The sequence below is a fragment of the Rhodopirellula sp. SH410 genome (assembly GCF_055811895.1).
In genome coordinates this window covers 3305034-3330403 of record NZ_CM147949.1, presented here as the reverse complement: position 1 = coordinate 3330403, position 25370 = coordinate 3305034, and the positions used below count along the sequence as shown (strand labels likewise).

Genomic DNA, 25370 nt, shown 5'->3' with positions numbered 1-25370 from the left:
GGCTACTCCTTTTTCCCGTAGCCAGCGAACTCATCGATGTTCTCAAACGAGACGAGGTCGACGCTAACGGGAATCTTCTGATCGAAATCACGTTTGCCATTTGCCAGGTACTCGTGGGCGTATTCGGCTGACGCTTCGGCCATCACTTTGGGATACTGCATCACAGTCGCAGCGATCTTGTCCTCGCTGATCGACTTGACGACGTCCTCCGATCCGTCGTACCCAAACACTTTCACTTGATCGGTCTTGTCTGCGGCAAGCAACGCCTGGTAGGCGCCCATCGCCATCGCATCGTTCCCGCAGAAAACGGCATTGATGTCGTCGTGCGTTTGCAGAATCGATTCCATGACTTCCAGTGCCTTATTGCGATCGAAATCTGCACTCTGCTGGGCGACCATTTCCAGCCCTGCATACCGGTCGACGACGCTGTGAAAGCCTTTGGAACGGTTCCAGGTGTTGTTGTCTCCGACCAGCCCCAGCAACTCGACGTACTTTCCCTTCTCGCCGAGTTTCTCGACGAAGTACTTGCCCAGTTCGACGCATCCCGAATAGTTGTCCGACAGCAACTGAGCGGTTGCGGCATCGGTGGAATTGATTTCACGGTCAATGCAAAAAACCGGAATGCCGGCTTGCGTTGCTCGTTTCACGTTGGCAATCGACCCGTCCGCGTCGGTCGGATTGAACAGGATGGCGGAATAGCCAGCGGCGATGACGTTATCAAAATGCTCCGCCTCTTTGGCGGTGTCATTTTGGGAATCGAACATATTGGCTTGGTAGCCAAGTTCCACGGCTCGGTCGCGAGCGGTTTCTCCCAGGACTACGAACCACGGATTGTTCAGAGTCGAGATGATCACAGCGATGTTCTTCGGTTCTTCCACAGCGTCTGAAGACAACTCATTGCTCGCCGTGTTGCTGGTGCAAGCGGCAAACGTGAGCAGCAGCAAAAAAGGGAGCTGATAAATCGCTCGCAGGCTGGCTTTGGTTCGATTCATGAGAGTCGCCCTATTTGCGATCGAGAAATATGGATGCGAGGAAATCAAAAGACAACGCCGGACTTAAGGATAACGTTTGCGTACGGAGTACATTCACCCGTCCGAACAACAACGGCGCTTTCGCATGTCAGCCGCTTGAACTCTTCATGAGAAACTTCGGTGACGACTGGCTTCATTTCGTGACGCTGAAACACGTCCATCATGCCCTGAAATATCTCAGGGTTGCGTTGATGAATCTCACTGGCGACCACAATCTCTTCGACCATCATCTCACTTAACAGGGCGTCAAGAGTTCTCAGGAAAGAAGGATACCCCTGTTCAATCGCCAGGTCGATTCGTTTGACAGTGGAAGGAATCGGCAGCCCGGCATCGCACAACGTGATGGAGCCGGTATGTCCGATTCGGCTGATCTCGTAGCTGAGTTCGCTGTTGAGGAGTCTGGTTCGTTTCATGGAGCACCTGCAGTCGTTTCATCACATACGTCTCACGCCTTGTGAGGCACTACTTCAATTTTGACGCATTCGTCGAACTTTGTCACCGTGCCGAATCCATCTACCAACTCATCCAGTCCCATGCGGTGGGTAATCATCGACGCAAAGTCATACCGATTCGACTGCTGATGCAGAATCTTCAGCACCGGTCGCCAGTTGGTGCCGCAATGGAACACCGAGTGGATGTGCAGGTTCTTCGACGCGATATGTCGCATGACATCGAGTGGAACCTTTTTCCCGAGGTCGACCCAGTTGCCGACTTCGATGATCGTTCCGCCTTTGCGAACCATCTGCAGCGCTTCGAGAAATACTTCCGGCTCTCCGCTCGATTCAATCACTAGATCGGGGCCGACGCCTTCAGTCAGGTCCTTGGCCTGCTGAATTCGTTCTTGGACGTCCACGTCCGAGGCATTGATGGTGACGTCAGCGTATAGATTTTTTGCAGTGTTGAGGCGAAGATCCGCGAGATCCGTTCCGATCGACAGGCCAGCACCCTGAATCCTCGCCATGATGCCGTGCAGAAGTCCCAATGGTCCATTGCCCAGCACCGCGACCGACATCCCCGGACCGAAACCTTCATTCACAGGCGCGAACGGAACCGCTGCCCGAGCAAGTGAGTGATAAGCGACTGCCATTTCTTCGACAAATACGGCGACGTCGGTAGGCATCTCTGCGGGGATTTTGAACAAGTGAGTTCGCGGCCGAATGTACATGTACTCCGCGAATCCGCCACGCAGGTACGGTTTCGTTTCGCAATTCGGATGCAGTCCATAGGCCTGTATTTGGTTGTCGCAGGTGCAGTTGTTGTAGTGATTTCTGCAATACCAGCAGTCACCACAGTTGACTTCCACGGCAATGGCCACTCGATCCCCGGGAACAAGTAGTTGTCCGTCGTAGTCCATCGTCCGAGCAGCATTGTCTCCGATCTCGACGATGGTCCCAATGACTTCGTGACCACCGACATAAGGATAGATCGACTTGCCGCGCAGTTCCGTGGCTTCTCCCTTGAAGATGTGTCGATCGGTTCCGCAGATGCCCGACATCTCGACTTTCAGGATCGCGGAGTCGTGATCCATGGTCGGATACGGATACGTTCGCATCTCGGTCTTGCCCGGCGCGGTCATCGCGACCGCTCGGACGGTTTGAGGGGTTGCCTGAGCCATGGACTTCTCCGGGTTCTGCAAAGTCGCTGAAGGGGTCATTGCTTCTCACTTGGGTTAGAGTCCGTTATGCACCGATGCCAAAGTTTCCGAATTGAACTAGCCGATGGGCGTTCGCCCCGGTTCTCGACACGCTCCGGGTTCCACGCGGTAACCAGGGCGAACGCCCATCGGCTAAATTCGAGGTTCTGTCCAAGAACCAATTTGCAGGTACTTAGCAGGCTGTGGAGTTCATCGAACTTCGACCGGCACTCGTGAACCGAATGCTGCAAGACATCGGGTAACAGCTGCCACCCGGCCGCTCACGCGACTCGGCTTGTGAAATCAATATGCCGTTAAGACTGACGATTTCCTGTGTTGCCTAGAGCAAATTCTCTCACGTTTCGTCTGGAGTGTCTCCCGCGAAATTGGCGAAGACTCACGACATACTAAGGTGTGGTTCTTCTCGGCATGAAGTGGTACGCAGCCGATTGCCCGGACCGATCCAACGCGGTGGATGTTCAAAGGGAAGTTCTCCGACGTAGCGTCATTTACCCGTTCATCTTGGCATCGCGTGCCGTTGACGCGCCGGAAATAGCACACTCGAGCTCTGCCGAGATGCAACTTGCCAAGGGATCATCCGGTCGATAGCGCGCCCTGGGTACGAACAAGGCCCGGTGAGCTTTCGCCCGCCAGGGGTTCGTTTTTGCTGACTCGGCGCAGGAGCTGATGCCTTGCAAATCCCGCAGCCTGGAGGACTGCCCACTTCATTCCGAGGCGAACGGAGCGATCTATCTGGAATTCGGTGATCAAGATCACTGCACTTTGATGATGACGCGGCGGTAGGCGTAGAGATTGGGCGATCCGTCGTCGTGAAGCTCCAAAATGATGTGCAAGTTCTTGCCCTCGGCATCGGACGGAATCGTCAACTGGGCCGTCGCGGAGGATTGATCGTCGATTCTCACTTCGCCCTTGTAGGAACTGGGTTCCTGGTAGAGCGACCATGCGTAGGACAATGCATCTTCGTCCGGATCGCTTGAACCGGCCGCGTTCAATTTCAGCGTTGAACCAGCCGTAGCGGTAACCTGCAGAACTCGTCGCGAAGTGTCTCCATTGACGACAGCAATCGGGTGATGGTTGGCGTCGGAGTAGTTGCCGGTGATGCTCCAGTCCATGCGTGCCGCGAAATCGTTGTCGTAGCCCGTGCTCCAGCGTTTGATTGCATTCGCGCCTTCCGCCGAGTTCCCAAACATCAGATACGGGTCGAACTCATTCTCATTCGTGACTGGCTTCATGCTGCGGATGCCGGCTTTCTTCGTCAGCTCAAATCGCCCTCCCCAGCCGCCCTGATCAATTTCGTCGGGATCGTTCAGGCCGTTCGGATAGACGTGCATGAAGGCGGGCGTATCGCCTTCGGTCGCCCATTTCCTGTTTGGGTATACCGCACCGAGCGGTCCATGACTTTGAATGGATTCCTTCAGGTATTCGTCGGAAGGTGCCCAGCCATAGACACCGGTTGCACGGATGTACAACACTTCAGGAAAATTTTTCGCAATCCAGGCGCCGGCGTCGTCCTGGCCAAGGATGTCGAACACACGCAGTTTACTGAGGAATTCGGACAGTTCCGCTTTGGAACGCGTTGCTCGGACTTTCCAAATCGCCTGCGCGACATTATTCGTTCCCCCCCAGCCCCCAACCCAGACCGGGCGCGGATCATCTTTGTCGACCGAGGCAATAATCAACTCTGACCCGGGAGAGTCTTTGCCGTCGCCAACGTCACTCATCCCATAGCCTTTTTGGCCCATGATCGAGATGGACTTCAAGTACTCAACCGACGGAAACCCCTCGGCATGAACTTTCAGGTTTTCAATACACTCGCCATACGCGTCGACGATCTTGTCGAGCATTCCGGTGTCGGTTTGATTCTTCTTCCAGCAGCCCGTCGAGACGATCAAACCTTCGATATTGAACTCGTTGGCGCTAACCAACAGACGCACCATCGATTGCTCGTCATCCGGATCGGCACCGAGGTCGGTGGTCGTGATGATTCGTGGTCTATCGGCATTGCGATCGGGGATCGCTTTGTCTTCCTGAGCGACAGCGATGCTGGTCACCATCGTGATCAATAGGGCAGTGTAGAGGCGTTGATTGTGCATTGATTTCATCTCTGGTTAACGTTTAGTTTCAGTCACGGACGGCGATTTGCAGCGCAACATTCGTTTTGCGAAGTCGCTGAGGAAATCCTCTCTCCATTGGCTCACCAATTTGGCACCATGGTGCTCGCGTTCGGCGAATTCAGGAGCAGGGTCATCGGTCCACCAATGCGGAAGGTTCGGAGACGGATCCTGAGCGAGTCTGGCTGCGGGAGCGACGGACTTGATCCCGCCGGTCTTTCCATCGAGCCCAGCAACATTGCTGCGGATTGTGAACAGGTAGCTCTTTGCGGCTTTCGGGCAGAAGCGAAATCTCATAGTGCCGTCGCCTCGAACGTGGCCGTGAATCGTCAGGTTGTCAGCCATGAGCTGCGCTGCAGGCTTTTCCGGCACGTTGTCGCCCAGCGGCAGCGCCAGTTCGAGAACGCCAAACACTTCCATCCGATCGTCCGGTGTTGTGAGACGGTCGAATCGAGAATAGGGCCTCTTCCATGCGCGAACGAACTGACCACCCCAACCCGCCTGAGACGGATTGTCAGGCGTCCCGTTCAGCAGCCAGGCCACCGAAGGCGTATCGCCCATTTTGATGGAGTTCATCTTCGAGTTAAAAAACTCGCCGAGTGCCCCATGCCCCGCGATGTGCTGTTTCACAAACTCCGTGTTGCCCCATTGACCGGATTGATTGCCCCCAGTGAACCAGCCGCGATAGGTGGAGTTCGCTTCGACGATCCAGAGCTCGGGATGATGGTCGGCGATATACTGATACGCATTCGGGCCCCACTTCTTGTTGGGCCCGCCAATGTAATAGACACGCAATTTCGGCAGGATATCCGGCGCATCGTGCAATGCCTGAGCGAGATCCTCAATGCCACCCCACACCAAGACGTGCAGCGGTCGCGGGTCGTCGCGTCGTGCGCATTCGACGAGCCACCGCGACCCCTCCGTGGATGCTCGAAGGCCAAGATACGGAGCGATCTCAGTTTCACCCTGCTTGGTGATTGCTCGCAACGCATCAGGCGTCGGATACGTGTTCGAATAGGAGTTTAGGTTGGGGAAGTCAATCTCGTAGCAATCGATCACATCCAGAATATCCTTCTTGCGGCCAGCCCCATACGGTGAGGACACCAGTCCTTCGATATCCAATACGTCTGCGTAGACAAGCAGATGCACCATCGATTGGAAGTCGTCGGGGTCGGTACCGCCAATGTCGGTCGAAACCACAACGCGATGTCGCTCCTCGCCTTGGACCGTATTATTAAGCAGCACAAACAGAAATATCGGAAATAGAAAGTAGAGCTTGAAAATCGTCCCTGGTCTGGATCGCGACATCGCATCACCTTTGTGTGTTTGTCATCCGAAAGAGATCGTCTATCTGGCATCACCGCTGCGCAGCGGTCGAACGGTGTCAAATTGCTTGGCTGGCCCAGCTCCGGATTTCACGATGCCCGGAACGTCGGCAACCGAATCCAGTGCGAAGTCGTACTGGTAGGAATCCGTCGGGAGGAAACTCTTACCCTCATCATCCTGCGCGCCTTGGCAGCTCTCGAAAATATTATCGATGGACTCACAGAATCCGTGATGGATGTCGGTTGGGTCCTCACGATACATTTGCTTTATCGGATCGTTGGAATTTTGAAAGTAGTTGCGTTCTGCCAGTACAAGACAATGTGAATGCAGGCCAATGCCATATTCATTGGCGGTGTAAAGACAATTGAACACGTGAACTTTTCCATAGCCAACCCGTGGATTACGGGTGTCGGCCCCATCGAACCAACAATGATGTACCGTGGTGTTCAAAGTGCCTTCATCTTCGGGTTGCGATGTTCCACTGTTGATCAGCATCGTTTTGTGATGTTTGGAAAATCGTGTCCACGAAACGGTGACGTAGTCAGATTGATTGGTAATGTCGAGTAAACCATCGTCGCAGGCGGACAGGTCACAATGATCGACCCACACATGGTGCGTTCTCCGCATGGCGATCGCGTCGCGGGCGCCCGTGATCGTGAGATTGCGGATGATGATATTAGAAACGTCACTCATGTTGAGTTCCGTTTTCTTCAGAGTTGCGTCGGAGCCAACTCCAATCAGTGTCTTGTTCGATGCGATACTGAGTTTGCCTCCGCCGGTAAGCGTCCCTTCAATCCGAATAACCAGCGGCTTGTCGCTCGACGCGGCTTTCTTCAGGGCATCAATCGAGCGGACGGTAATAACGTCTCCATCGCTGCCGCCGGTTGTCGTCTTCACTCCGTTACCGCTGACCGCAGCCCACCCAACTAACGGACTCGCGTCGATGCCGGGTTCTGCTTGTAGTACCGGACTCGAACTGAGCAGGATTGCGGCGACGAGAACTGCTCTCAGAGAGCCGAAGTCGTATCGACGACATGATATCTTCATGGGGTACCTTTTCGTGGAAACGTGTGAGCCGAATCGGCTACTCATATGGCAGCCAGACTGACATTTCGGACGCACCCCGATTCGACCACGTGTAGTACGGGATGAGCCTGACCGGGATTGGAGTTGCGTCAGGTGTCTTGAACTCTCGATAAAGTTTGTCCTGCCAATCGCCCGTTTTCGTAGCGATCGCGTTGCCTACGAGGAGACTGGCACCACCGAGTCGATTCGCGTCGTACTGCGCCTGCAGCTTGATGTCGGCCGGAATTCGCACGTCAGCTAGCGATGTCCCTGTGGGAAGATCGATAGACTCCAAGCAGTACACGATAGGGCCGCGTTTGACGGCAAGGTGATTGCGGGTTTCCTCGACCAAAGGATGTGATTCGATGAGCTGCGCCGACATCTCCAGATTCAGCTCGATCACGGTTCCCGGTTGCCAGAGGCGTTCAAGCGAAGCGTAGGTTCCGGGGCACAACTGCGTCGCGTCAGGTTCACCGTTGATTTTGAGCGTTGCCGACGTCGCCCAACCGGGAATCCGTAGTTTGACTTCCATCGGTTCCGCATCACAATCGGCGACGATAATTTGAACCTTGCCGTCCCATGGATACTCGGTCCGCTGTTCCAACTGAACTCGCCTGCCATTGTCCAGCCTCGTGTCGAGCGTATTGCTTCCGTAGAGATTGACCCAGATCGAATTATCGGATTTTCCGTAGGCGTAGCCGCCGACCTCCGCAATCACGCGTGCGAGATTGGGCGGGCAACAGAACGACGTCACAAACGGCACTCGCGTTCGGGACCAACGCAGGTCCACGGGGGCGTCGTCCGATACTCGCAACGGGTTGGTGTAAAAGAACTCCGTCCCGTCCAGGCTTACTCCGGACAGGACAGAGTTGTAAAGCGCGAGCTCCATCACATCGATGTGCTGTGCCTCACCGCTGGCGAGAAACATTCGCCAGTTCCAGAGCACATTGCCGATATTTGCGCAGGTTTCGTTGTGCGCGGTCGCGTTGGGAAGCTGGTAGTTGCGTCCGAATGCCTGATGAACTCGCGTGATGGTGGCCTGGTGCTTGGATCCGTCAGGCGAAGCACCATCGTAAAGGGCACCGCAGCCGCCGGTGATGTAGAGCTTCTTCTCAACCAAATTGGTCCAAATCGTAGTCAGCGGCTTCCACAATTCGATATCGCCGGTTTCGGCATACAGGTCAGCGATTCCTGCATAGAGATAGGTCGCTCGGACCGCATGACCGACCGCCTCCTTCTGCCGCATGAAGGGCAGACGGTCCTGATTGTCATCCCCACCGTCGACGATATTGTCTCGCATCTGAATCAATCGCTCCGCCAGATCCCGATAGCGGGTTTCACCAGTCGCTCGATAGAGATCAAGCAGCCCCATGTAGTGTGAGGGACAGATTGCGTGCCCCGCCTGTTCAGGTGTCGGATTGCGATAGGCTTCTTCAAGAAAGTCGGCCGCCATTCGAGCGATGGTCAGAAAACTGTCCTTCCCGGTCACATCATGATGCACGCAAGCTGCCGTCATCAGGTGGCCCATGTTGTACATCTCAAAGTTGAACCGATCACCAAACGGCTTGACTGCCATGTCGCCGTTGCGGTTGGCAATCAGCACGGGGGTATGAAGGTAACCGTCCACTCGCTGTGCGCTGCCGATGATCGCAATGATTTCATCGAGGCGTCTGTCCCATTCGGGGTTAGGTCCAGATGCCTGCAGAGCACAGACGGCCTCCATCCATTTATAGAAGTCGCCATCATTGAAGGGTGCGCCCCGATATCGACCTTCAGACAATCCAGCGGCGATGCGAAAATGTTCTAGGTACGGCTTGTACGTCGTTCCCCGCATGATCTCCCACATCGCCGGGACGGTTTTGTCGCGGCACGTGTCCAGACGCTGTTTCCAGAAACCGTCCGTCCACTGCACTGCGGCAAGCCGAAGGGACTCAACCTTGCGATACGGGCTAGCCTGAACTGCCTGCGCCGACGCTTTCTGCGCGACCCAGCAGCCAAAAAAGGCGAACAGTATCAGTGGTATGCATCTCATAGATTAGTCGTCCTTGCTGCGACGTATTCGCACCCGGGCAGTCTACGCCACGGAGGTATTCAGTTGCCTTTGATGTTGCAGACAACGCGTTGATAGCCAACCAGTGATGGTGTGCCGTCGTCAGTCACTTCAAGAATGATGTGAACTTGCTTGCCGGGTTCATCTGGCACGACATAGCTGGCTGCGTTCGCCGAATCACTTCCGGCGATGGTAACCGTCGCCACCGCAGAATCCGCTTCGCTGTACTGCCACCAGCGGAACGTCAGTCGGTCGCCATCGGGATCCGTTGCAGTGCCGGATAGCTTCACCGTTTCGCCCGGCTTCACGTCCCGGGTCCATTCGCCGTCTACTTTGACGAGGGGTGCGTGGTTGGCTTCGCTGAATCCTGTCACACACCAGTCGGCTCGTGCGGCAAAATCGTTTTGCAGCGAGCCGATCCACCGCCACTGTGGTTTGAGGTAAGCAATCAATTCGACATCGTTAGGATTTGCCTGCTTGAGCCGCTCTCGGCCCCAAGCCGAATTCGTGTACCAGCGACCCGCGGGATATTGATAGCCGGGTTCGACTACCGGATCGAGCCACGTATTTTCGCGGACCTTGACAAAACGTCCGCCCCAGCCACCCCAGTCAGGCGATTCATCACTGCGTAGACCGTTGGGGATGTTGTAGAAGAATGCAGGCGAATCACCTTCGGACCGAAAATCGCCTTCGTTGAATCCTTTGTCGCCCTTCGCATGCGCCTTATACAGAGAACACAGCGGGCCGTGGTCTTCCAGAATGTTGTCCTGCATCCATGATCCGACAAGATATGCCTGATGGTCAGCCGGGATATACTTCTTCCAGTGATAGAACAGGGCGATGAACTGATCGGAAATGATGGTCGGAATGTTGTACTTGCCCCAGCGTGGCCGGATGTAGTTCTGGTAAGTCTCATCTTGCTCCCAGATGAAATAGAAGCGGATCTTCTTTGCAACGTCAGCCATTTTCTCCGGGTGCTGCTGCTCGATCGTTGCCAGTGCACGTGCGATTGTGTTGGTTCCGCCCCAGGCCTGGATCCAGACAGGGCGTTCGTCCGACTCGTCCAGTAACACCTCGACAATCCGCTTGGAACCTGCGGTGACCTCGTCCATTTCCCCTTCCGACTTCACGTTACCCAGCAGCGTGCGGGACTGAAGAAACGCGGGAGTGGGGTAGCGAGGGTCGTGCTTGACAAGGTTCGGATAGACTTTGGAATACGCCTCCAAATAGGGCCGCGCCCAGTCGTCTCCGGCCCACTTGTGGCCGTGAGCATGATACTGCGAACTGGACGTGATGATTCCCTCGATGTCGAATTCATTCGCGTAGAGCAGGAATCGAACCAGCGAACATTCGTCATCGATTTCACCATCGCTCGTGACAATCACACGCGGCTTGTCCGCTGACGCGATTGTCGAACTGAATGCGAATGCAGCAAGCAGCAGGATATGGGCAAGCGAGTTTCTCATGAGGTTGCCGTTAGCGATGTTGGAATGGAACGTTGAATGATTCAATCGATGCTGTTCAGGTATACTTCCAACATCGTGTAGCCATTGTCGGCCAGTTTGTTTCGGTCGGCCGCATCCTGCGGATCAAGCCCGTGCGTGGTTTCCCATTGGTCCGGCATGCCATCGTGATCGGTATCGGCGGGCGCCGGAGTGCTTTTCAGTTCCGGCCATCCGCCGACGTCTCTCTGTGAATCAATGATGCCGCTCTTCTGCGAGTCATCGGAAACCTTCTTCTCTCGTTTGTAAGAGGCCCCTTCATAGGTCGCTGTGCCCTGGCGAGTTTCCTCAACAATGCGGGCGTCGACCGCGTCGCGTTTCGGGAGCGTGGCTCCCGCGTTCTCGAGTACAGACACGTAGGCTGCTTCCGCAGTCTGCTGGTTGATCGCCATCGCAGGCCAGGGCTCGGTGAGCCTGAGCCCCGAGATGGCGGACTCGCCGACCTGCACGCCACCATTCCAGTTGTCCGCAGTAACATCGTCATTGCCCACGACGACGTTGTCAGCAATGAACCACTTTCCGTAGTCGGCCGCTCCGTCGCGGGTGGACGGACTGGCAAGTCGATGGGAAACATCACCAGGCGCCGTCGCGGGTCCGGGCTTGTAGAAGTTTGCCACCATGTTGATGTTGGAGAACGCGAACTCGGGAGCCCCCTTCTGCTGCTTCTCGCCTCCGTAGCAACTGTTGTAACCCCAGTTGTAGACGACGTTGTTTCGATAGTCTGTGTTGCCACACCCGGACGCAAAACGCGGATTCCGACTGGAATGATGCGCCAGCAGGTTGTGGTGGTGGGTGCTATTGTTTGAGCCCCAAATGCCCCCAAAACCATGCGAGCCTTTTCCGGTGTTGGTGTGAAACATGCTCTCGGAAATCAAACACCATTGAACCGTGACGTTCTCGCAATGGTAAATCGACATCGTCTCATCGACACTCCAGCTTGCCGATACGTGGTCGATGATGATGTTCTTGTTGTAGCGGCATGAGATTGCATCGGCATCTTTGCCGGCCTCGTCTCCGAACCGAACGCGGATATGCCTGATGATGACTTCATCGGCGCGAATCATCAGCGGGTACTTCGCAATGCAGATGCCGGCACCGGGTGCCGTTTGCCCGGCCACGGTGATGAAGGGATTCCTAATGTCCAAGTTACTTGCCAGCGTGATCGTCCCCGAAACTCGGAAGACAACCGTTCGTGGTCCTTGGGCTTCGACCGCTGCCCGCAGACTGCCCTCGCCCGAATCGTTGAGGTTTGTCACTTCGTAAACTGCGCCACCGCGACCACCCAAGGTATGCTTGCCATACCCTTCCGCGCTCGGGAACGCCAGTTGACTCTGGGCGAAAGCGGGGGCCTGGCAGAGACAGAGTATTGCCACAGTGATCAAGGATGGTTTGTGCATGAAATCGTTCTGTAATGTGAAAGCCTGACTGCAGTTGGAATAGAATACGCTAAACATTGCGAGGACTCTCCCTGTTCTGGGTACGTTGTTCACGGTATCCTAAGATCCATGAAGCAATTCGATACGAAACGCCTCGAGTTCTCGCCCTACGGTTTCGCCTGCGAGCAGTGGACGCCGACTCGTATGTCGCGTCCGGACCGGCACAACGAGATCGAATTAAACCTGCTCACATCCGGTTCGCTGACGTACCTGCTAGGCGGCAATCGGACAACGCTCGAGGCCGGGAGACTCGGCATTTTCTGGGCGGCGATTCCGCATCAGATCGTTGAGATTAATGGGGATGCCCCATACTTCGTCGTGACGCTACCGTTGAGTGATTTCTTGCGGGCAGGACTCGACTTGAGTCTCGTCAATCGCATCCTGCAGGGAGAGTTCCTGGTCGATCTCATTGAGTACCCGTGGGAGGAAATGGCCTTTCGGCGTTGGGAGCAGGACCTCAAGACCGACGACCGAGTGCTACAGCGTGCCGCTCGTTTGGAAGTACAGGCTCGAATCTTGCGATTCGCTCACGGGATGACCGACGGGGCCGTCACGACCTCGATGGCCGCATTGACTCGGGCTGATCAAATCGCCTGTTACATCGCGAGGAACTACCAACAACCGCTAACCTCTCAATCCATCGCCGAAGCAACAGGCGTCCATGCCAACTACGCGATGACTCTGTTCCGTGAGACGTTTGGTACCACGATGACGGCATTCATCATCCAGCACCGCATCTCCCACGCTCAACGTCTGCTGGTCACAACCGACGACGCGATCCTGAATGTCGCTCTCGACTCGGGTTTCCAAAGTCTCAGCCGATTCAACGAAGCATTCAAAGCAGGTTGTGGCTGTGCTCCGCGGGAATTTCGTAAAGCGCACCATCCAACAACTCCACGTCAACCATCATCCTAACCGACAGAATGCTCTAGCCGGTTGCTAGCAGGTTCGGGTTATTTATTCCGCATAACCCGATTAGCCGTTTGCACGTTAGCCTGGACCGCTAAACCTTTGGGGTTGCAATGCTTTTGCATTGCGCAAGTTTTCTTCTGCATCTCCGCCTCCTGAAGTCCAGACCCAATTGTCCAGTCTCCCCTCTCTCCCACGCTTCGTGGGGCAGAGGGGAGACTGGGACGGGTTTGCTTCGCTTGGAATCAAAATGCAAGGCAGGATAATGGCGTCAACCCCAAAGATTTAGGGGGCCAGCGTTAGCCCCGGTTAGAACCGAGTCTGACGCCAAAACGGCCAATAGACCGAAACACATTCCCGAACCTGCTTAGTAGCGGCATCGAGATCGTCGTCGTTTCACGTTGATTCGGTCGGGTCAATCGGCCGGGTGACTTCCAACCCGTTGAGCGGAGTCGCGTAAGCGGCCGCGTGACTTCCAACCCGTTGAGCCGAGTCGCGTAAGCGGCCGGGTGACTTCCAACCCGTTGAGCCGAGTCGCGTAAGCGGCCGGGTGACTTCCAACTCTTTGAGCCGAGTCGCGTAAGCGGCCGGGTGACTTCCAACTCTTTGAGCCGAGTCGCGTAAGCGGCCGGGTGACTTCCAACTCGTTGAGCCGAGTCGCGTAAGCGGCCGGGTGACTTCCAACCCGTTGAGCCGAGTCGCGTAAGCGGCCGGGTGACTTCCAACCCGTTGAGCCGAGTCGCGTAAGCGGCCGGGTGACTTCCAACCCGTTGAGCCGAGTCGCGTAAGCGGCCGGGTGACTTCCAACCCGTTGAGCCGAGTCGCGTAAGCGGCCGGGTGACTTCCAACCCGTTGAGCCGAGTCGCGTAAGCGGCCGGGTGGCTCGCGGTACGCGGCTCCGTACAGCATTCAGCTCACCGGTGCCGGTCAAACTTCGGCTAGCTCAACAGCCCGCTAGGACAGAATCTCCTGGATCACCTCGCCGGCGACATCGGTTAGACGGTAGCTGCGGCCGTTATGGGAGTACGTCAGCCGCTCGTGGTCGAGTCCGAGAAGGTGAAGAATGGTGGCGTGAAGATCGTTCACGCTGACGGGATTCTCAACGGCCTCGTAGCCGATCTCGTCTGTCTCACCGTAACTGACGCCTCCCTTGATACCGGCACCGGCCATCCACTGCATAAAGCCTTTCGGATTGTGATCGCGTCCCTTGCCGTTTTGCGAAATCGGCATGCGACCAAACTCGCCACCCCAAATCACAAGCGTGGAGTCGAGCAGTCCGCGTTGTTCCAAGTCCGCCAGCAGACCGGCTACGGGAACGTCCGTAGCCGCACAATGATGCGTGTGGTTCTCCTCCAGGTTGTCGTGGGCGTCCCACTCGCCGTCGCTGTAAACCTGCACGAATCGAACACCGCTTTCGACAAGTCGCCTTGCCATCAAGCACTTCGATCCAAACGACTGGGATCTTGGTTGGTCGACCCCGTACAGCTTATGCATTGCGGGCGTCTCTCGCGAAAGATCCACGACTTCGGTGGCCTCTTTCTGCATGCGAAACGCCAACTCAAATGATTGCATGCGGTTTGCGAACTCGGCGTCGCGGGTATGCAACCGCATGTGTTCGTCGTTCAGTTTGGCCATCAAATCCAGCTGCGCACGTTGGTCTTGCTTGGTAACGTTCGGTTGCCGGCTGAGATTCAGGACCGGAGCGCCCTGGGACCGGAAAAGCGTTCCCTGGAATGTCGAAGGCAGGAAGCCAGCCCCCCAGTTATGTGGACCGCCTTTGGCTCCCTGCGTGTTGCCCATCACCACGTAGCCAGGTAAATCCTGGTTTTCGCTGCCCAAGCCATACGTCGCCCATGCCCCGGCGGTAGGAAACCCCGGACGCGGCAGACCACTGTTGATCTGGTAGATCGCTGGGACGTGATCATTCGATTCGCTGTAGCACGATTTGACGAATGCCATCTTGTCGACATGTTTGGCGACGTTGGTGTACTTGTCGCAAACCCACTGTCCGCATTCGCCATATCGCCGGAAGGAAAACGGCGACTTCATTAACGGTCCAGGATTGCCAAAGAAAGCCTGGATATCAGTCGTATCGCCATCCCGTTTGTCGAGCTCAGGCTTGTGGTCGAACATGTCGACAGCACTCGGAGCACCCTCCATGAACAGCCAAATCACCGACTTTGCTTTGGCGGGAAAATGGCCTGGGCGCGGAAGCAGCGACGTGACAGGATCGGATGGACCTTCCGATTGCGGCGCGGCCAAAAGATTCTGCTCTGCCATTAGATTGGCCATGCCAATCATCCCTGCTCCAGCGCCCGCTCGGCAAAGCCACTCTCGCCGACTGAGCAAGTTCGCAACGCGACCGCAGGGGAACAACCGTGAATTTTTAGTCATGTCAGCTCACTCAATTGACGTAGATGAATTCATTCAGTCCGAACAGCGACTGACAAAAGTCCGTCAGCGCTTCGATGCGTGCATCTTGTTCCGCTCGCGCGGTTCGTACATTGGTCTGTGCCTCGATAAATTGCATCGAGGTTTCAATTTCCCGGGGTGTCGGCAAGCGGGCGAACGAGGTTTCAAAAGCCAGTTCAATGATCGGCTTGAGTTCGAACTCGCCCGCCTTCGATTTCCCCGTTTGCTTCTGAACCAGCAACTTTGCAAAGTCGCCAGCAACGGTGCGAACCAGGCGATCGTTCAGGATCACCATAGCTTGGGGTGCCACTGTGGTGTTTTGCCGGCGAGCACATGTGGTCATCAGGTCCGGGCGATCGAACGCCTGAAACATCGGATAAGGAATGAGACGTTTGTGGAACATGTAGACGCTGCGCCGCCGGGTGGTCGCGTCGTCCTTGGCGTCTTTGGGATAGCCCTCGCCCTGGATGTTTCTGGCGAGGTTCGCCTCGGGAGAGATGTAAGGCTTGAATCCAGGCCCACCCGCTTCCAGGTTCAGCGTTTCGCTAACCGCCAACATCGCGTCACGCATCGCTTCGGCCTCCAGACGCAGCGGAGTCATCCGCCACAGCAAATTGTTGGCCGGATCCTGCTCCGAGCCCCGCTGGTCCGCCGCACCGCGCGTGCTGGCCTGCTGCCACACTGCACTAGTGAGTATTCGTCGGTGCAGCGATTTGATTTTCCAGCCGCTATCAATGAACTCGTTTGTTAGGTATTCGAGCAACATGGGATGCGAGGGCTCGTCGCCTTGAACGCCAAAGTCACTTGTTGTGCGCACGAGGCCCTTGCCAAAGTGATGGTGCCAAACTCGGTTGACAATAACCCGAGCCAACAGTGCTCCGCCGCCCTGCTCCGTGTCGGTGATCCAATCGGCGAGAGCGCGACGTTGCAACGTGCTCTTCGCTTCGCCAATCTTGCTGTACGCTTCCTTGGCTTTCTGCCAGTATTCATTTGCATCTGCGCCGGATGACAGCATCGCAGGAAACCCGATGTCGACTTCGATTTCTCGATCGTACACGTCGCTGCGGCGAAACAACCAGGTCGTTCGACGTTGGCTGTCAAAGTCCTGAAAGACGAATGCTTCCTTTCCACTGGGCAATTTGGCCGTCACACGGTCGCCGCTGTGAAAGACGCCCATCAACTGGTAATACTCTTTCGCCGAAAACGCGTCGTATTTGTGATCGTGACAGCGAGCACACGCAACGGTGATTCCTAAGAACCCCGAACCCAATGTTGAGATCACATCGTCCATCTCGTTGTACCGATTCGCCAGACGTTCGCTTTCGAGAAACGAATCGGGCAACTTGAAGGCTGGCCCGGACGTCAGAAAACCAGTGGCTGAGACCGCAGCGTCATTCTCCGGCTCGAATTCATCACCGGCAATCTGCCAACGCACGAACTGGTCGTACGGCATGTCGTCGTTGAAAGCTTGAATCACAAAATCGCGATACGTATACGCATGCGGACGGTCCATATCGGCTTCTTGTCCATCGCTGTCGGCATAACGAGCCACGTCCAGCCAGTGCCTGCCCCAACGCTCGCCATAGCGGGGCGACGCCAGCAGATGGTCCACAAGATTCTCAACGGCTGAGTCGGGATCCTTTGAATGAGCGGTCGTGAATTGACGGACTTGTTCCAGAGTCGGAGGTAACCCGATCAGATCAAAATACAATCGTCGCACCAGCGTTCGTGCATCGGCTGGTTGCGAGGGTCGGACGCCAACGTCGTTGAGCCGCTGCATCACGAATGAGTCGATCGGTCCCTTCGACCAATGGTCGTCCGTCTGCCGCGACGGTCGATCGACGGGCCCGAGTCGTTGAAACGCCCAGTGTGTTTTGGCTCGATCCAACTTTGGATCAGCGACGTCCGCGCCATCAGGCCATGTTGCGCCTTGATCGATCCAGGCGCGGAGCAGGCTGACTTGCGTGTCGGTAAGCCGCCTATTTCCTTCGGGCGGCATCAAACGATCTTCGTCGACTCCGGATACTAGTTCAATAAGCAAACTCTCCTTGCTCTTGCCCGCAACAATCGCCGTATCACTGTCTCCTCCCTTGAGCGCTTTGGCTTTGATGCCCAGGTTCAGGCCACCCTCTTCGGTGGTCCCTGAGTGGCACTCGTAGCAGTTGTCTCGAAGAATCGGCTCGATCTCACCAACAAAGTCAACGGGCTCAGAGGATGTCTCTTGCGACTTCGGGTCGGAATCACTCTTCTGAGGAATGGGGTTGGTGTCTTGCGTGAAGGCAATGCTGCTGAACCATCCAAGGCAGATTGCCATGAACGTGCAGCGATCGTTAAACGGAAAAGTCAAAGGCAGGACCTTCATGTCTATTCGCTGTGAAGGGGACGAAGGCGGAAGACAACATAGCGTCACGATTTCCAATGCCACGGTGCAACGTACCGAGGGTCTCGGTGAACCGAACGGCAAACGAATCTTTGATCACTGCATTATCTCCGCCCGGTGAGTGTGTTTGGACGAGGCCCAGCGACCGGCTTTCGCCGCAGTGGCCATAATAACCGGTATCAGGCTAACTGATTTGAGACGAGCGGCAATTCGCATATGCGCAAATCAATTTCGATTTTTGATCTCAGCCCACCTACTTCGCGCCGTTTCGGCGTCGGTACTCGCCCGGTGTGGTGCCAAAATGCTGGCGAAAGGCCTGAGACATCGACGCCCCCGTCGCGAACCCGGCTTCCGCAGCAATCGTGGCAACGGGTTTGTCCGAATCCAGCAATAACCGACTGGCATGAGCCATCCGCACGCGACGAATCTCTTCGGCTGGGCTGCGATTGAGTTCCGCGCGAAATCGCTGTTCGAGTCTTCTTCGCGAAATCGGAAACGTTTTTAACAAATTGGCAACCGTGATGCCCAATGGAGCCTGATCGCGGATGTACCGGAGGACCTCTGCGATATCGTCGTCCGACATGGCAAGGATATCTGTCGAATGCCGACCTCGCACTCGCAGCGGTGGGATCAGTGTTGCTTCTGTCGCCGTGGCTCCGCCATTGATCATTTGCTCCAATATCTGCGCTGCCGTTTCACCGATCCGGTGACTTGCCAGTTCGACCGCCGAGATTTGAGGTGAAGCCACATTGCACAGCAACTCATCATCGTCTCCGGACAGCACGGCCACTTCGTCGGGGATTCGAATCGATTCAACCGCACAGATCTCGACAAGTTGTCGCGCCGGATATGGGTCAGCGGCAAAAACTCCGAGCGGGCGTGGGAGAGTCGCCAGCCAGCGACGCACGTTGGAATAGTTCGTCAACCAACCGGCCGGGTCGTCGCGGGTCGCCTCGTACATCGCACATCGGTATCCGCCCGCAGCTACCGCGTCTGCAAAGCCCGTAGATCGCACGTCCGAATAACGTCCGATCGGGGGCGCGTAGCATGCAAAGTGGGTGAGGCCCCGATCACGAAGATGCTCAAACGCCATCTTGCCGCGAGCAGCGTCGTCGGTAGCGACCCGTGCCAACCATTCATATTTGGGAACCATGATGCCGACATCAACGACAGGCAGGTGCAGGTTCTTGACATGGCGGACAGATGATGCGGTTCGCAACGAAGCGATAATGCCATCGCCGTTCCAGACCTTGGGCAACCGCAAGCGACCTTGCGAGTCACGAGGTGAAATGAGAACCGTCCAACCGCTTGAACGGCCAAACCGACAAACGGCCTCGACGACATTCCGACCCCAAGAATCGTCTGTCTCAACGAGAATGCCAACATGCTGGGGTCGGTTGGTGGTTGTCACGGTCCATGATCCAGAAAACGGTCCAGAACGAAATCATCCATGCGCAGTAGAATAACACAAGTGCGCGGCTGCGCACGCACGAGATCCCCCTCCTTGCGTATAGCTCAATAGAAACTGCTGTTTATTAGACATCGCTTCTCAGCACGAGCGACCGGGAGTCGCCGCGATCAGAGCCGAAGACACCAGGGGGTAACGATCGCGAACAGCTGCCTCGCTGAGGGGCAGACTGATCGCTTTCACTCAATCACTCGATCCATCCGCCGTTTCCAGTCTTCAAGATACTCACGACGCCAGTCGCTGACGGTTTTCGCGCCGGCCCGTTTGTTGATCGATAGTCGTTGATCCGGATTGTCGGTCCAAAAGTGTTCCCCATGATCAGTCTTGACGAACGCGCCGCCCCAATGCGGCGCGGTAGGGTCGTCGGCGTTGCCTCGAAGCAGGTACAGCAGTGAAGGTGTGTCCCCCATTTTGATGTCACCTTTCTTCTTGACGAAAAGATCGCCGAGAGATCCGTGCCCCTTCACATGCCGTTGAACGAAACGGTCATTGCCCCACTCGCCGTCTTGCATTCCGCCCATGTACATGCCTCGAAACGTGGTGTCGCTCTCAATCCACCACAAATCAACATGCTTGTTGAACAGGTAATCGCGGGCTGCAGAGTCGAGCTTGGTATTCCATGAGCCAATCGAATACACCCGGACATTGCCTTTTATCGAAGGCTCGTCATGGACCGCCTGGGCAACATCCGTGATGCTGCCCCAAACGAGAATCCACAACGGCCGTTTATCAGCTGCCTGCGCTCGCTGGACGATCCATCGCGAACCCTCCGTTGGCTCGCCCCAACCGTCCTGCGGTGACTTATCGACAGCGCCCTGCTTCGTCACAATGCGTAACGCATTCGGAGTGGGGTAGTCTTTCGAGTGCCGTTTCAATCTCGCGTAATCGCTCGCATAGGCATCGATCACTTCCCGAACGTCTTTCACACGCCCCGCGTTCGGCGGCGATGAAATCAACCCCTCCACATCGATAACGTCGGCGTACATCAGCAGATGTACCAGCGATTGAAAGTCGTCCGGGTCCGATCCGCCAATATCGGTCGAAACAATCACACGTGGTTTGTCGCGGTTGGGATCGACACGACGATCGCTGTCCAACGCGCCGCCAGGCGGTGAGGCGCTGACCGCCCGGCTACAACCAATTGCGATAACCAGCAGAACGGCAAGGACATCAAAAACAATAAGTGACGGGTTTACCGCAGTGAATTTTGTTAAAGATCCTGTTCTGGAGGGATCTCTAACAAGATCCACTACGCCAGTTATTGATCCCGCGTTGCTAAGTGAGACGGTTTTCATGTGAGTATCTTCCAAGCAGAAAAATGGGAACGCTTCATGGCTTGCCAATTTCTTCAAATGTCACATTGCCAATCCGATATTTCTTCCAGTCGTTAAAATCAAAGTGCCACCACTCAAATTCGTAAACCGTGAAGCCTTCGGCCTCCATCGTTTGACGAAGCAATTCACGGTACCAGCGTTGTCGCGAGGTTCCGCCGGGGTACATCGGGAATGATCGTGGCGAAAATTCGTCGTAGCCAGCAACCATTTCAATGGGCTTTCCCGTCGTGAGATCATACAGTGTCAAGTCGACCGCACAGCCCCGGTTGTGACGCGAACCGTCGGCCGGGTTGGCAACGAAGTTTTTCAAGTCGCTGGGCGTCGCATCCCAAAACATCTTCGTCACGTGCCATGGTCGGTAGGCATCGTACACCAACAGACCGAGTCCTCGCTTCTTGAGCTGGGCGTTTGCTCGAACAACCGCCTCCGCTGCTGGTCGTTGCATGAAGGCTTTGGGTTGCTCGTAAAAGACAGCTCCCATGAAGTTGTTCGTCGTCGCATAACGAATGCTCAGTTTAATCGTGGGATCCAGCTCCACTAACTCTGCCAGATTCGCGGTGCGGTAGTCGCCGTGTTCGGGAGGCGGACTTGCTGCCCTGGCGTTGGCTCGCAATTCGTCGATTGGTTTCACGGGCGAGATTTTGAAAGTTTCCCCGTCCCGCGTACCAACCTCTCTCCGTTTGAAAACAACTTCCGCAGCGTTGACCTCGGTCGCGCGGCCGTCAGAGCCGCGAGCGAATTCCAGCCCTTCCCCGAGATACAAACCGTAGTCGGGGAACTTGAAAACGTTCTCACTAACCTCCGTCAGCGGGTAGCAATAGAACCACTCAATCAATGCGTACAGCTGGCCATGGTCTTCCAAAATGTACAGTGTGTTATGGTCCCAGCCGTACTCGCCGATCAACCCACGCCAACGGTCGGGGATTGATTTGGGAGGTTCATTGGGAAGACGCGTGAACGTCACGTCGCCAACTTGAATGCGATCATCGCCTGCGAGCCTTACAGGGGTGCCCGAGCCAATGACGTCGTCGATGATGAGAGAGCCGTCATCGACCGTCGCACGCAAGTCATGGCGGAACGAACCACGCTGCAACATCACTCTGCCGTTCAGTTGCGAAATTTGTGCGAAGCGTTTGCCATCGGCTTTCTCGTTCGTCTCCGCATCAACCTCACGGTACGTTCCCAGCAGACGAGGAACTCGCTCCGCCGGAACCGCGATTGTGCTGCGGTAGTCCGGCAGCGCTTTGCCATCTTGGGTGGCGAGCATCAGCCGCAGTGCGAAATCGGCCAGGCGGCTGACCACTCCGTTGGATGCATCGAGCGACGACGCAGCCGCGACACCCAACTTGCGTTCCGGCAATGCTTCCAACTGAGTTGAAAACCCATAAACCGCGCCGCCGTGTCCAACCTTGGGATGACCGTCCAAGTCCCCGATGCGAAATCCCAGTCCGTATCCCACCGATTTCCCCTTGGTATCTTTGCGGGGCGACATCATTTCAGCGAGCGTTTCTGCTTTCAAAATCCGCCCGTTTGACGTACGACCATCGTTAAACAGACACGTCAAGAATTTCGACAGGTCGATGACACTCGAATACAGATTTCCAGCTGGTCCTGTACCGAGCAGGAACGTCGGCGCTTCGAAGCGGCGGTCGTCGTACGTCCACATCCAGCCCGTGGCAAGGTTCGGAGCAATTTCCGGTGTGATGACAAAACTGCTGCTCTTCATTCCCAGTGGATCGAGGATCGACTGACTGACGCGTTGAGGGTGCGATACATCCAGCTGTCGTTCGAGGACCGCACCGACGACGGCAATGGCCGCATTGGAGTATTTCGTCTTCGTCTCGGGCCGATACACCAACTCAGTTCGATTCAAACTCGCAACGGTTTCTGCAAGCGATGGTTCGTCTGGATCAAAGTAGTTGCCGACCGGTGATTCGCGTACCAGTCCGCTGCGATGCGTCATCATCTGCCGAAGTGTTTGCGGAACGCCAAATGGATTCTTCGGTTGATAGTCGGGAAGATATTTTTGGATCGGCGCGTCCAGATCGAGCTTGTGTTCTTCGGCAAGCTGCACGACGGCGATATCCGTGAACAGCTTCGAGATCGAACCGACGCGATAGACCGTTTGCGCCGTCGCTGGGATCGCTTTCTCAGCATCCTGAAAGCCGAATCCGTCGGCCCATACGATCTCATTTCCATCGACCATCGCGATTGAAAACGCCGGCAGGTCTTTTTCGGCGACCTCATATTGCACAGCCGCCTTCAGCTTCTCGATCGCGGGCGCGAAATCGTGCTGCAACGGTTTCGCGGCCTGGCCCCCTGGCTCAGCCGGAGCATGACGCGCAGTGTTGGTCGCTGCTGACTGCCCCATCACCGCAGCAGGAGCCAGCCCAACAAGCAGTGTGACGCGGAGCAGAATTCGGATGACTCTCATGACTTATGTTCTCTCGTTGTGCTTGTTTTTCAGTTCAACGCCGCTGCCAAAACCCGGTGCGAACCGGATGCGGCCGTTATCAACAACGACTCCCGTCGCGATGTCTTTGGAAATCAGTTCAGCTCCGTCCAAGTCCGCGTAGTCGAGTAGCGGCAAAAGTTGTGCGGCGCCGGAGATCCCCACGGAGCTTTCGACCATGCAGCCTACCATTGTTTTCAATCCCAATTCGCGTGCCTGCCGCAGCATTCTCAGTCCAGGAGTCAGTCCACCGCACTTACAGAGTTTGACATTGATACCATGGAAAAGCCCGGCACATTTTACGACATCCGCTTCGACCAGACAATTTTCGTCGGCAATGATCGGTAGTGCCGACTCTTGATGGACACGCTGATGCTGCTCCCGCGACGAGTCGGCGGGTAGCGGTTGTTCAATAAACTCAACGCCCAGATCCTTCAGGGCGTGTGAGTTGGAAATGGTTTCGTCCACTGTCCAACCGCAATTCGCATCCACACGCAGAATCGCGGCTGTCTTTTCTCGCAGGATGCGAATGATCTCGACATCGTGCCGGGAACCAAGCTTGATCTTATAAATGCTCCAATTCGGACGCGACTCCAACTTAGCGATCATCCTCTCCGGTTCGTCGATTCCGATCGTGTAACTCGACTCTGGGATGTTCTTCCACTCCAGCCCCATCGCTTCAAACGTTCGCTGTCCGCTGTGTTTGCCGAATAAATCGTACGCTGCTAAATCGACTGCCGATAACGCGAAGGAGTCTGCGACGAATGAGGGCTGCAGGGCCTGCCACAACTGCTCGGGTTTGCCGAACTCGAAAGATTCAATCGTCTCCCGACAGGCCAGAATCGATTCTGTCATGGAGTCCACGGTGTGTTCGTAGTACTCATTGGCCGTCGCCTCGCCGAAACCACGGCGCCCGTTGTGCTCCAGTTCAACGACCAGTGAAGACTGTGTGTTGATTGACCCTCGGGAGATGGTGAACTCAAACTCGAGCGGTAGATCGTATCGATGCAATCGCAACTTCATCAGCACAACTCCTCTCGAAGACGTTCCACTGCATCAGCCAGTGGCGCGGCCCCGTCCCGATACACGTCGCAAACCGGCAAACGAAATTCGGCTGAGACACGTTCACGTTCGGCGGCGGCTTCGTCGGCCGACAACTTACGCCCGTTCATCGCAATTCCGATCACTTTGCAGGGCTGCCGGAGCGACGCGGCCATTTCGTATGCCTCAATCAAACGCCTCGTCGGCAACAACGACACCTTGTCCAATCCCTTGACTTCTTCGCGACCCGATTCGTAGCAGAAGATCAAGCCGTGGGGGGCGGAGCCATGCAGCAAACCCAGCGTGACCGCTGAAAAACTTGGGTGGGATATGCAACCCTGCCCTTCGATCAGCAGAACATCGTGATGTTCGTTCCGACGCACTAATGCCTCGGCCGATCCATTGACAAAGTCTGCCACGACACAGTCGATCGGCACGCCGTCGCCCGCAATCATGATGCCGGTCTGCCCGGTCGCGAGGAACTGAGCATCGCGGTTTCTTCGCAGTAGTTCTCGCTCAACTTCCAACGTGACGACCATCTTTCCGACGCTGCAGTCATGGCCAACGGTGTGAATTCGCAAGCAGCCATCGCGAAACGCAGCGGCCGTCGCAGTCGCTTTTTCGGTGTTTCGCCGCACATCGATCAGTTCGCTACCCGAAGCGGCGGCGAGCGCCCTCAGTTCCGCGTCATCCCCGAGAAACTCGTGCAAACCAGACACAATATCGATCCCGCGTGCCAACGCCTGTTTCAGAATCGGACGCCAATTCCCCGGTAGTTCTCCACCAGGCGGGGCAATGCCGATGAAAATCGAATCGGCTTCAGGGATGATCGAATCGACGATCGGAATACCTTCGCCGGTCGCAAACACTTCATGGGCGTCCTTGCCCGCAAGCTCAGTATCGAGCACCGCAGCGATGTCTTCGCGGCGATAGCGCAGCAGGCTGATTGCTGTCTTGGCGAGAAAGGGTGTTGAATGGCCGTCCGTCAGCAGCACAATGCGTCGATAGTTTTTGAGAGTTTCGTTCGAAGTCATTTTTGCTGAGTCGCACTTGGATGATTCCCGCGGCGTCGGAGAAGGACGCGGTGGGCAAGGAAGGAATGGAGCGGAGCGAGAATTTTACCCCGATACTCGCCGCAGTGCAGTGCGCAAACGCGCAATTCCATTATCATATTGCGCACGCACGGATCGTTCTTCGGA

At 56.0% G+C, this 25370-nt stretch carries 18 protein-coding genes; 2 read left to right on the top strand and 16 right to left on the bottom strand.

Going from position 1 to position 25370, the window contains the following annotated elements:
* Positions 1–2: 2 nt before the first annotated feature.
* The 9 genes from SH410x_RS12220 to SH410x_RS12180 form a co-directional block, all read right to left on the bottom strand.
* Positions 3–992, bottom strand: coding sequence for a D-ribose ABC transporter substrate-binding protein (locus tag SH410x_RS12220; RefSeq protein ID WP_473676769.1), 990 nt, complete (start codon positions 990–992; stop codon positions 3–5).
* A gap of 44 nt (positions 993–1036) precedes the next feature.
* Positions 1037–1444 (bottom strand): D-ribose pyranase, encoded by a 408-nt coding sequence (gene rbsD, locus SH410x_RS12215; RefSeq protein ID WP_473676768.1) that lies wholly within the window; start codon positions 1442–1444, stop codon positions 1037–1039.
* 32 nt (positions 1445–1476) lie between these two features.
* The gene (locus SH410x_RS12210) at positions 1477–2685 is read right to left on the bottom strand and encodes a zinc-dependent alcohol dehydrogenase (RefSeq protein ID WP_473676767.1); all 1209 of its coding nucleotides are present in this window, start codon (positions 2683–2685) and stop codon (positions 1477–1479) included.
* Positions 2686–3437: 752 nt separating this feature from the next.
* On the bottom strand, positions 3438–4778 hold the full coding sequence (locus SH410x_RS12205) for a DUF1593 domain-containing protein (protein ID WP_473676766.1): 1341 nt from the start codon (positions 4776–4778) through the stop codon (positions 3438–3440).
* A 15-nt stretch (positions 4779–4793) separates the two neighbouring features.
* Complete coding sequence (locus tag SH410x_RS12200; protein WP_473676765.1) at positions 4794–6104, bottom strand: DUF1593 domain-containing protein; 1311 nt, start codon at positions 6102–6104, stop codon at positions 4794–4796.
* Between the two features lie 39 nt (positions 6105–6143).
* Positions 6144–7169 carry a pectate lyase family protein gene (locus SH410x_RS12195; RefSeq protein ID WP_473676764.1) on the bottom strand — a complete coding sequence of 342 codons (1026 nt, stop codon included), beginning with the start codon at positions 7167–7169 and terminating at the stop codon, positions 6144–6146.
* A 37-nt stretch (positions 7170–7206) separates the two neighbouring features.
* Complete coding sequence (locus SH410x_RS12190; RefSeq protein WP_473676763.1) at positions 7207–9219, bottom strand: aceric acid hydrolase; 2013 nt, start codon at positions 9217–9219, stop codon at positions 7207–7209.
* A gap of 59 nt (positions 9220–9278) precedes the next feature.
* Positions 9279–10703 (bottom strand): DUF1593 domain-containing protein, encoded by a 1425-nt coding sequence (locus SH410x_RS12185; protein WP_473676762.1) that lies wholly within the window; start codon positions 10701–10703, stop codon positions 9279–9281.
* Between the two features lie 41 nt (positions 10704–10744).
* Positions 10745–12136 carry a pectate lyase family protein gene (locus SH410x_RS12180; RefSeq protein ID WP_473676761.1) on the bottom strand — a complete coding sequence of 464 codons (1392 nt, stop codon included), beginning with the start codon at positions 12134–12136 and terminating at the stop codon, positions 10745–10747.
* Between the two features lie 108 nt (positions 12137–12244).
* Here SH410x_RS12180 and SH410x_RS12175 point away from each other — a divergent pair, with 108 nt between their 5' ends.
* A complete protein-coding gene (locus SH410x_RS12175; RefSeq protein WP_473676760.1) occupies positions 12245–13090 on the top strand; it encodes a helix-turn-helix domain-containing protein in 846 nt (281 codons plus the stop codon).
* Between the two features lie 948 nt (positions 13091–14038).
* On the opposite strand, the gene SH410x_RS12170 is transcribed toward SH410x_RS12175, so the two are convergent.
* Entirely contained in the window at positions 14039–15478 is a 1440-nt protein-coding gene (locus SH410x_RS12170) for a DUF1501 domain-containing protein (protein ID WP_473676759.1), read from the bottom strand.
* Between the two features lie 10 nt (positions 15479–15488).
* Positions 15489–17858 (bottom strand): PSD1 and planctomycete cytochrome C domain-containing protein, encoded by a 2370-nt coding sequence (locus SH410x_RS12165; protein WP_473676758.1) that lies wholly within the window; start codon positions 17856–17858, stop codon positions 15489–15491.
* Here SH410x_RS12165 and SH410x_RS12160 point away from each other — a divergent pair.
* Positions 17857–17997, top strand: a complete 141-nt coding sequence (locus SH410x_RS12160; RefSeq protein ID WP_473676757.1) for a hypothetical protein — start codon at positions 17857–17859, stop codon at positions 17995–17997. The two genes, SH410x_RS12165 and SH410x_RS12160, sit on opposite strands and share 2 nt — an antisense overlap.
* 132 nt (positions 17998–18129) lie before the next feature.
* Here SH410x_RS12160 and SH410x_RS12155 read toward each other — a convergent pair whose 3' ends face one another.
* The 5 genes from SH410x_RS12155 to SH410x_RS12135 all read right to left on the bottom strand — a co-directional run bounded on the left by SH410x_RS12155 (position 18130) and on the right by SH410x_RS12135 (position 25205).
* Complete coding sequence (locus SH410x_RS12155) at positions 18130–19287, bottom strand: AraC family transcriptional regulator (RefSeq protein WP_473676756.1); 1158 nt, start codon at positions 19285–19287, stop codon at positions 18130–18132.
* 236 nt (positions 19288–19523) lie between these two features.
* A complete protein-coding gene (locus SH410x_RS12150; RefSeq protein ID WP_473676755.1) occupies positions 19524–20441 on the bottom strand; it encodes a DUF1593 domain-containing protein in 918 nt (305 codons plus the stop codon).
* A 232-nt stretch (positions 20442–20673) separates the two neighbouring features.
* Positions 20674–23112: a serine hydrolase gene (locus SH410x_RS12145; RefSeq protein ID WP_473676754.1), complete on the bottom strand. Its 2439-nt coding sequence runs from the start codon at positions 23110–23112 to the stop codon at positions 20674–20676.
* Between the two features lie 3 nt (positions 23113–23115).
* Positions 23116–24153 (bottom strand): dipeptide epimerase, encoded by a 1038-nt coding sequence (locus SH410x_RS12140; protein ID WP_473676753.1) that lies wholly within the window; start codon positions 24151–24153, stop codon positions 23116–23118.
* Entirely contained in the window at positions 24153–25205 is a 1053-nt protein-coding gene (locus SH410x_RS12135) for an N-acetyltransferase DgcN family protein (RefSeq protein ID WP_473676752.1), read from the bottom strand. Before SH410x_RS12135 ends, SH410x_RS12140 begins: the two co-directional genes overlap by 1 nt.
* Positions 25206–25370 lie beyond the last annotated feature (165 nt).

Coding starts and splice junctions, on each gene's coding strand:
- SH410x_RS12220 (WP_473676769.1), bottom strand. CDS start 992: ATGAATCGAACCAAAGCCAGCCTGCGAGCGATTTATCAGCTCCCTTTT.
- rbsD (WP_473676768.1), bottom strand. CDS start 1,444: ATGAAACGAACCAGACTCCTCAACAGCGAACTCAGCTACGAGATCAGC.
- SH410x_RS12210 (WP_473676767.1), bottom strand. CDS start 2,685: ATGACCCCTTCAGCGACTTTGCAGAACCCGGAGAAGTCCATGGCTCAG.
- SH410x_RS12205 (WP_473676766.1), bottom strand. CDS start 4,778: ATGCACAATCAACGCCTCTACACTGCCCTATTGATCACGATGGTGACC.
- SH410x_RS12200 (WP_473676765.1), bottom strand. CDS start 6,104: ATGTCGCGATCCAGACCAGGGACGATTTTCAAGCTCTACTTTCTATTT.
- SH410x_RS12195 (WP_473676764.1), bottom strand. CDS start 7,169: ATGAAGATATCATGTCGTCGATACGACTTCGGCTCTCTGAGAGCAGTT.
- SH410x_RS12190 (WP_473676763.1), bottom strand. CDS start 9,219: ATGAGATGCATACCACTGATACTGTTCGCCTTTTTTGGCTGCTGGGTC.
- SH410x_RS12185 (WP_473676762.1), bottom strand. CDS start 10,703: ATGAGAAACTCGCTTGCCCATATCCTGCTGCTTGCTGCATTCGCATTC.
- SH410x_RS12180 (WP_473676761.1), bottom strand. CDS start 12,136: ATGCACAAACCATCCTTGATCACTGTGGCAATACTCTGTCTCTGCCAG.
- SH410x_RS12175 (WP_473676760.1), top strand. CDS start 12,245: ATGAAGCAATTCGATACGAAACGCCTCGAGTTCTCGCCCTACGGTTTC.
- SH410x_RS12170 (WP_473676759.1), bottom strand. CDS start 15,478: ATGACTAAAAATTCACGGTTGTTCCCCTGCGGTCGCGTTGCGAACTTG.
- SH410x_RS12160 (WP_473676757.1), top strand. CDS start 17,857: ATGTCTATTCGCTGTGAAGGGGACGAAGGCGGAAGACAACATAGCGTC.
- SH410x_RS12165 (WP_473676758.1), bottom strand. CDS start 17,858: ATGAAGGTCCTGCCTTTGACTTTTCCGTTTAACGATCGCTGCACGTTC.
- SH410x_RS12145 (WP_473676754.1), bottom strand. CDS start 23,112: ATGAGAGTCATCCGAATTCTGCTCCGCGTCACACTGCTTGTTGGGCTG.
- SH410x_RS12140 (WP_473676753.1), bottom strand. CDS start 24,153: ATGAAGTTGCGATTGCATCGATACGATCTACCGCTCGAGTTTGAGTTC.
- SH410x_RS12135 (WP_473676752.1), bottom strand. CDS start 25,205: ATGACTTCGAACGAAACTCTCAAAAACTATCGACGCATTGTGCTGCTG.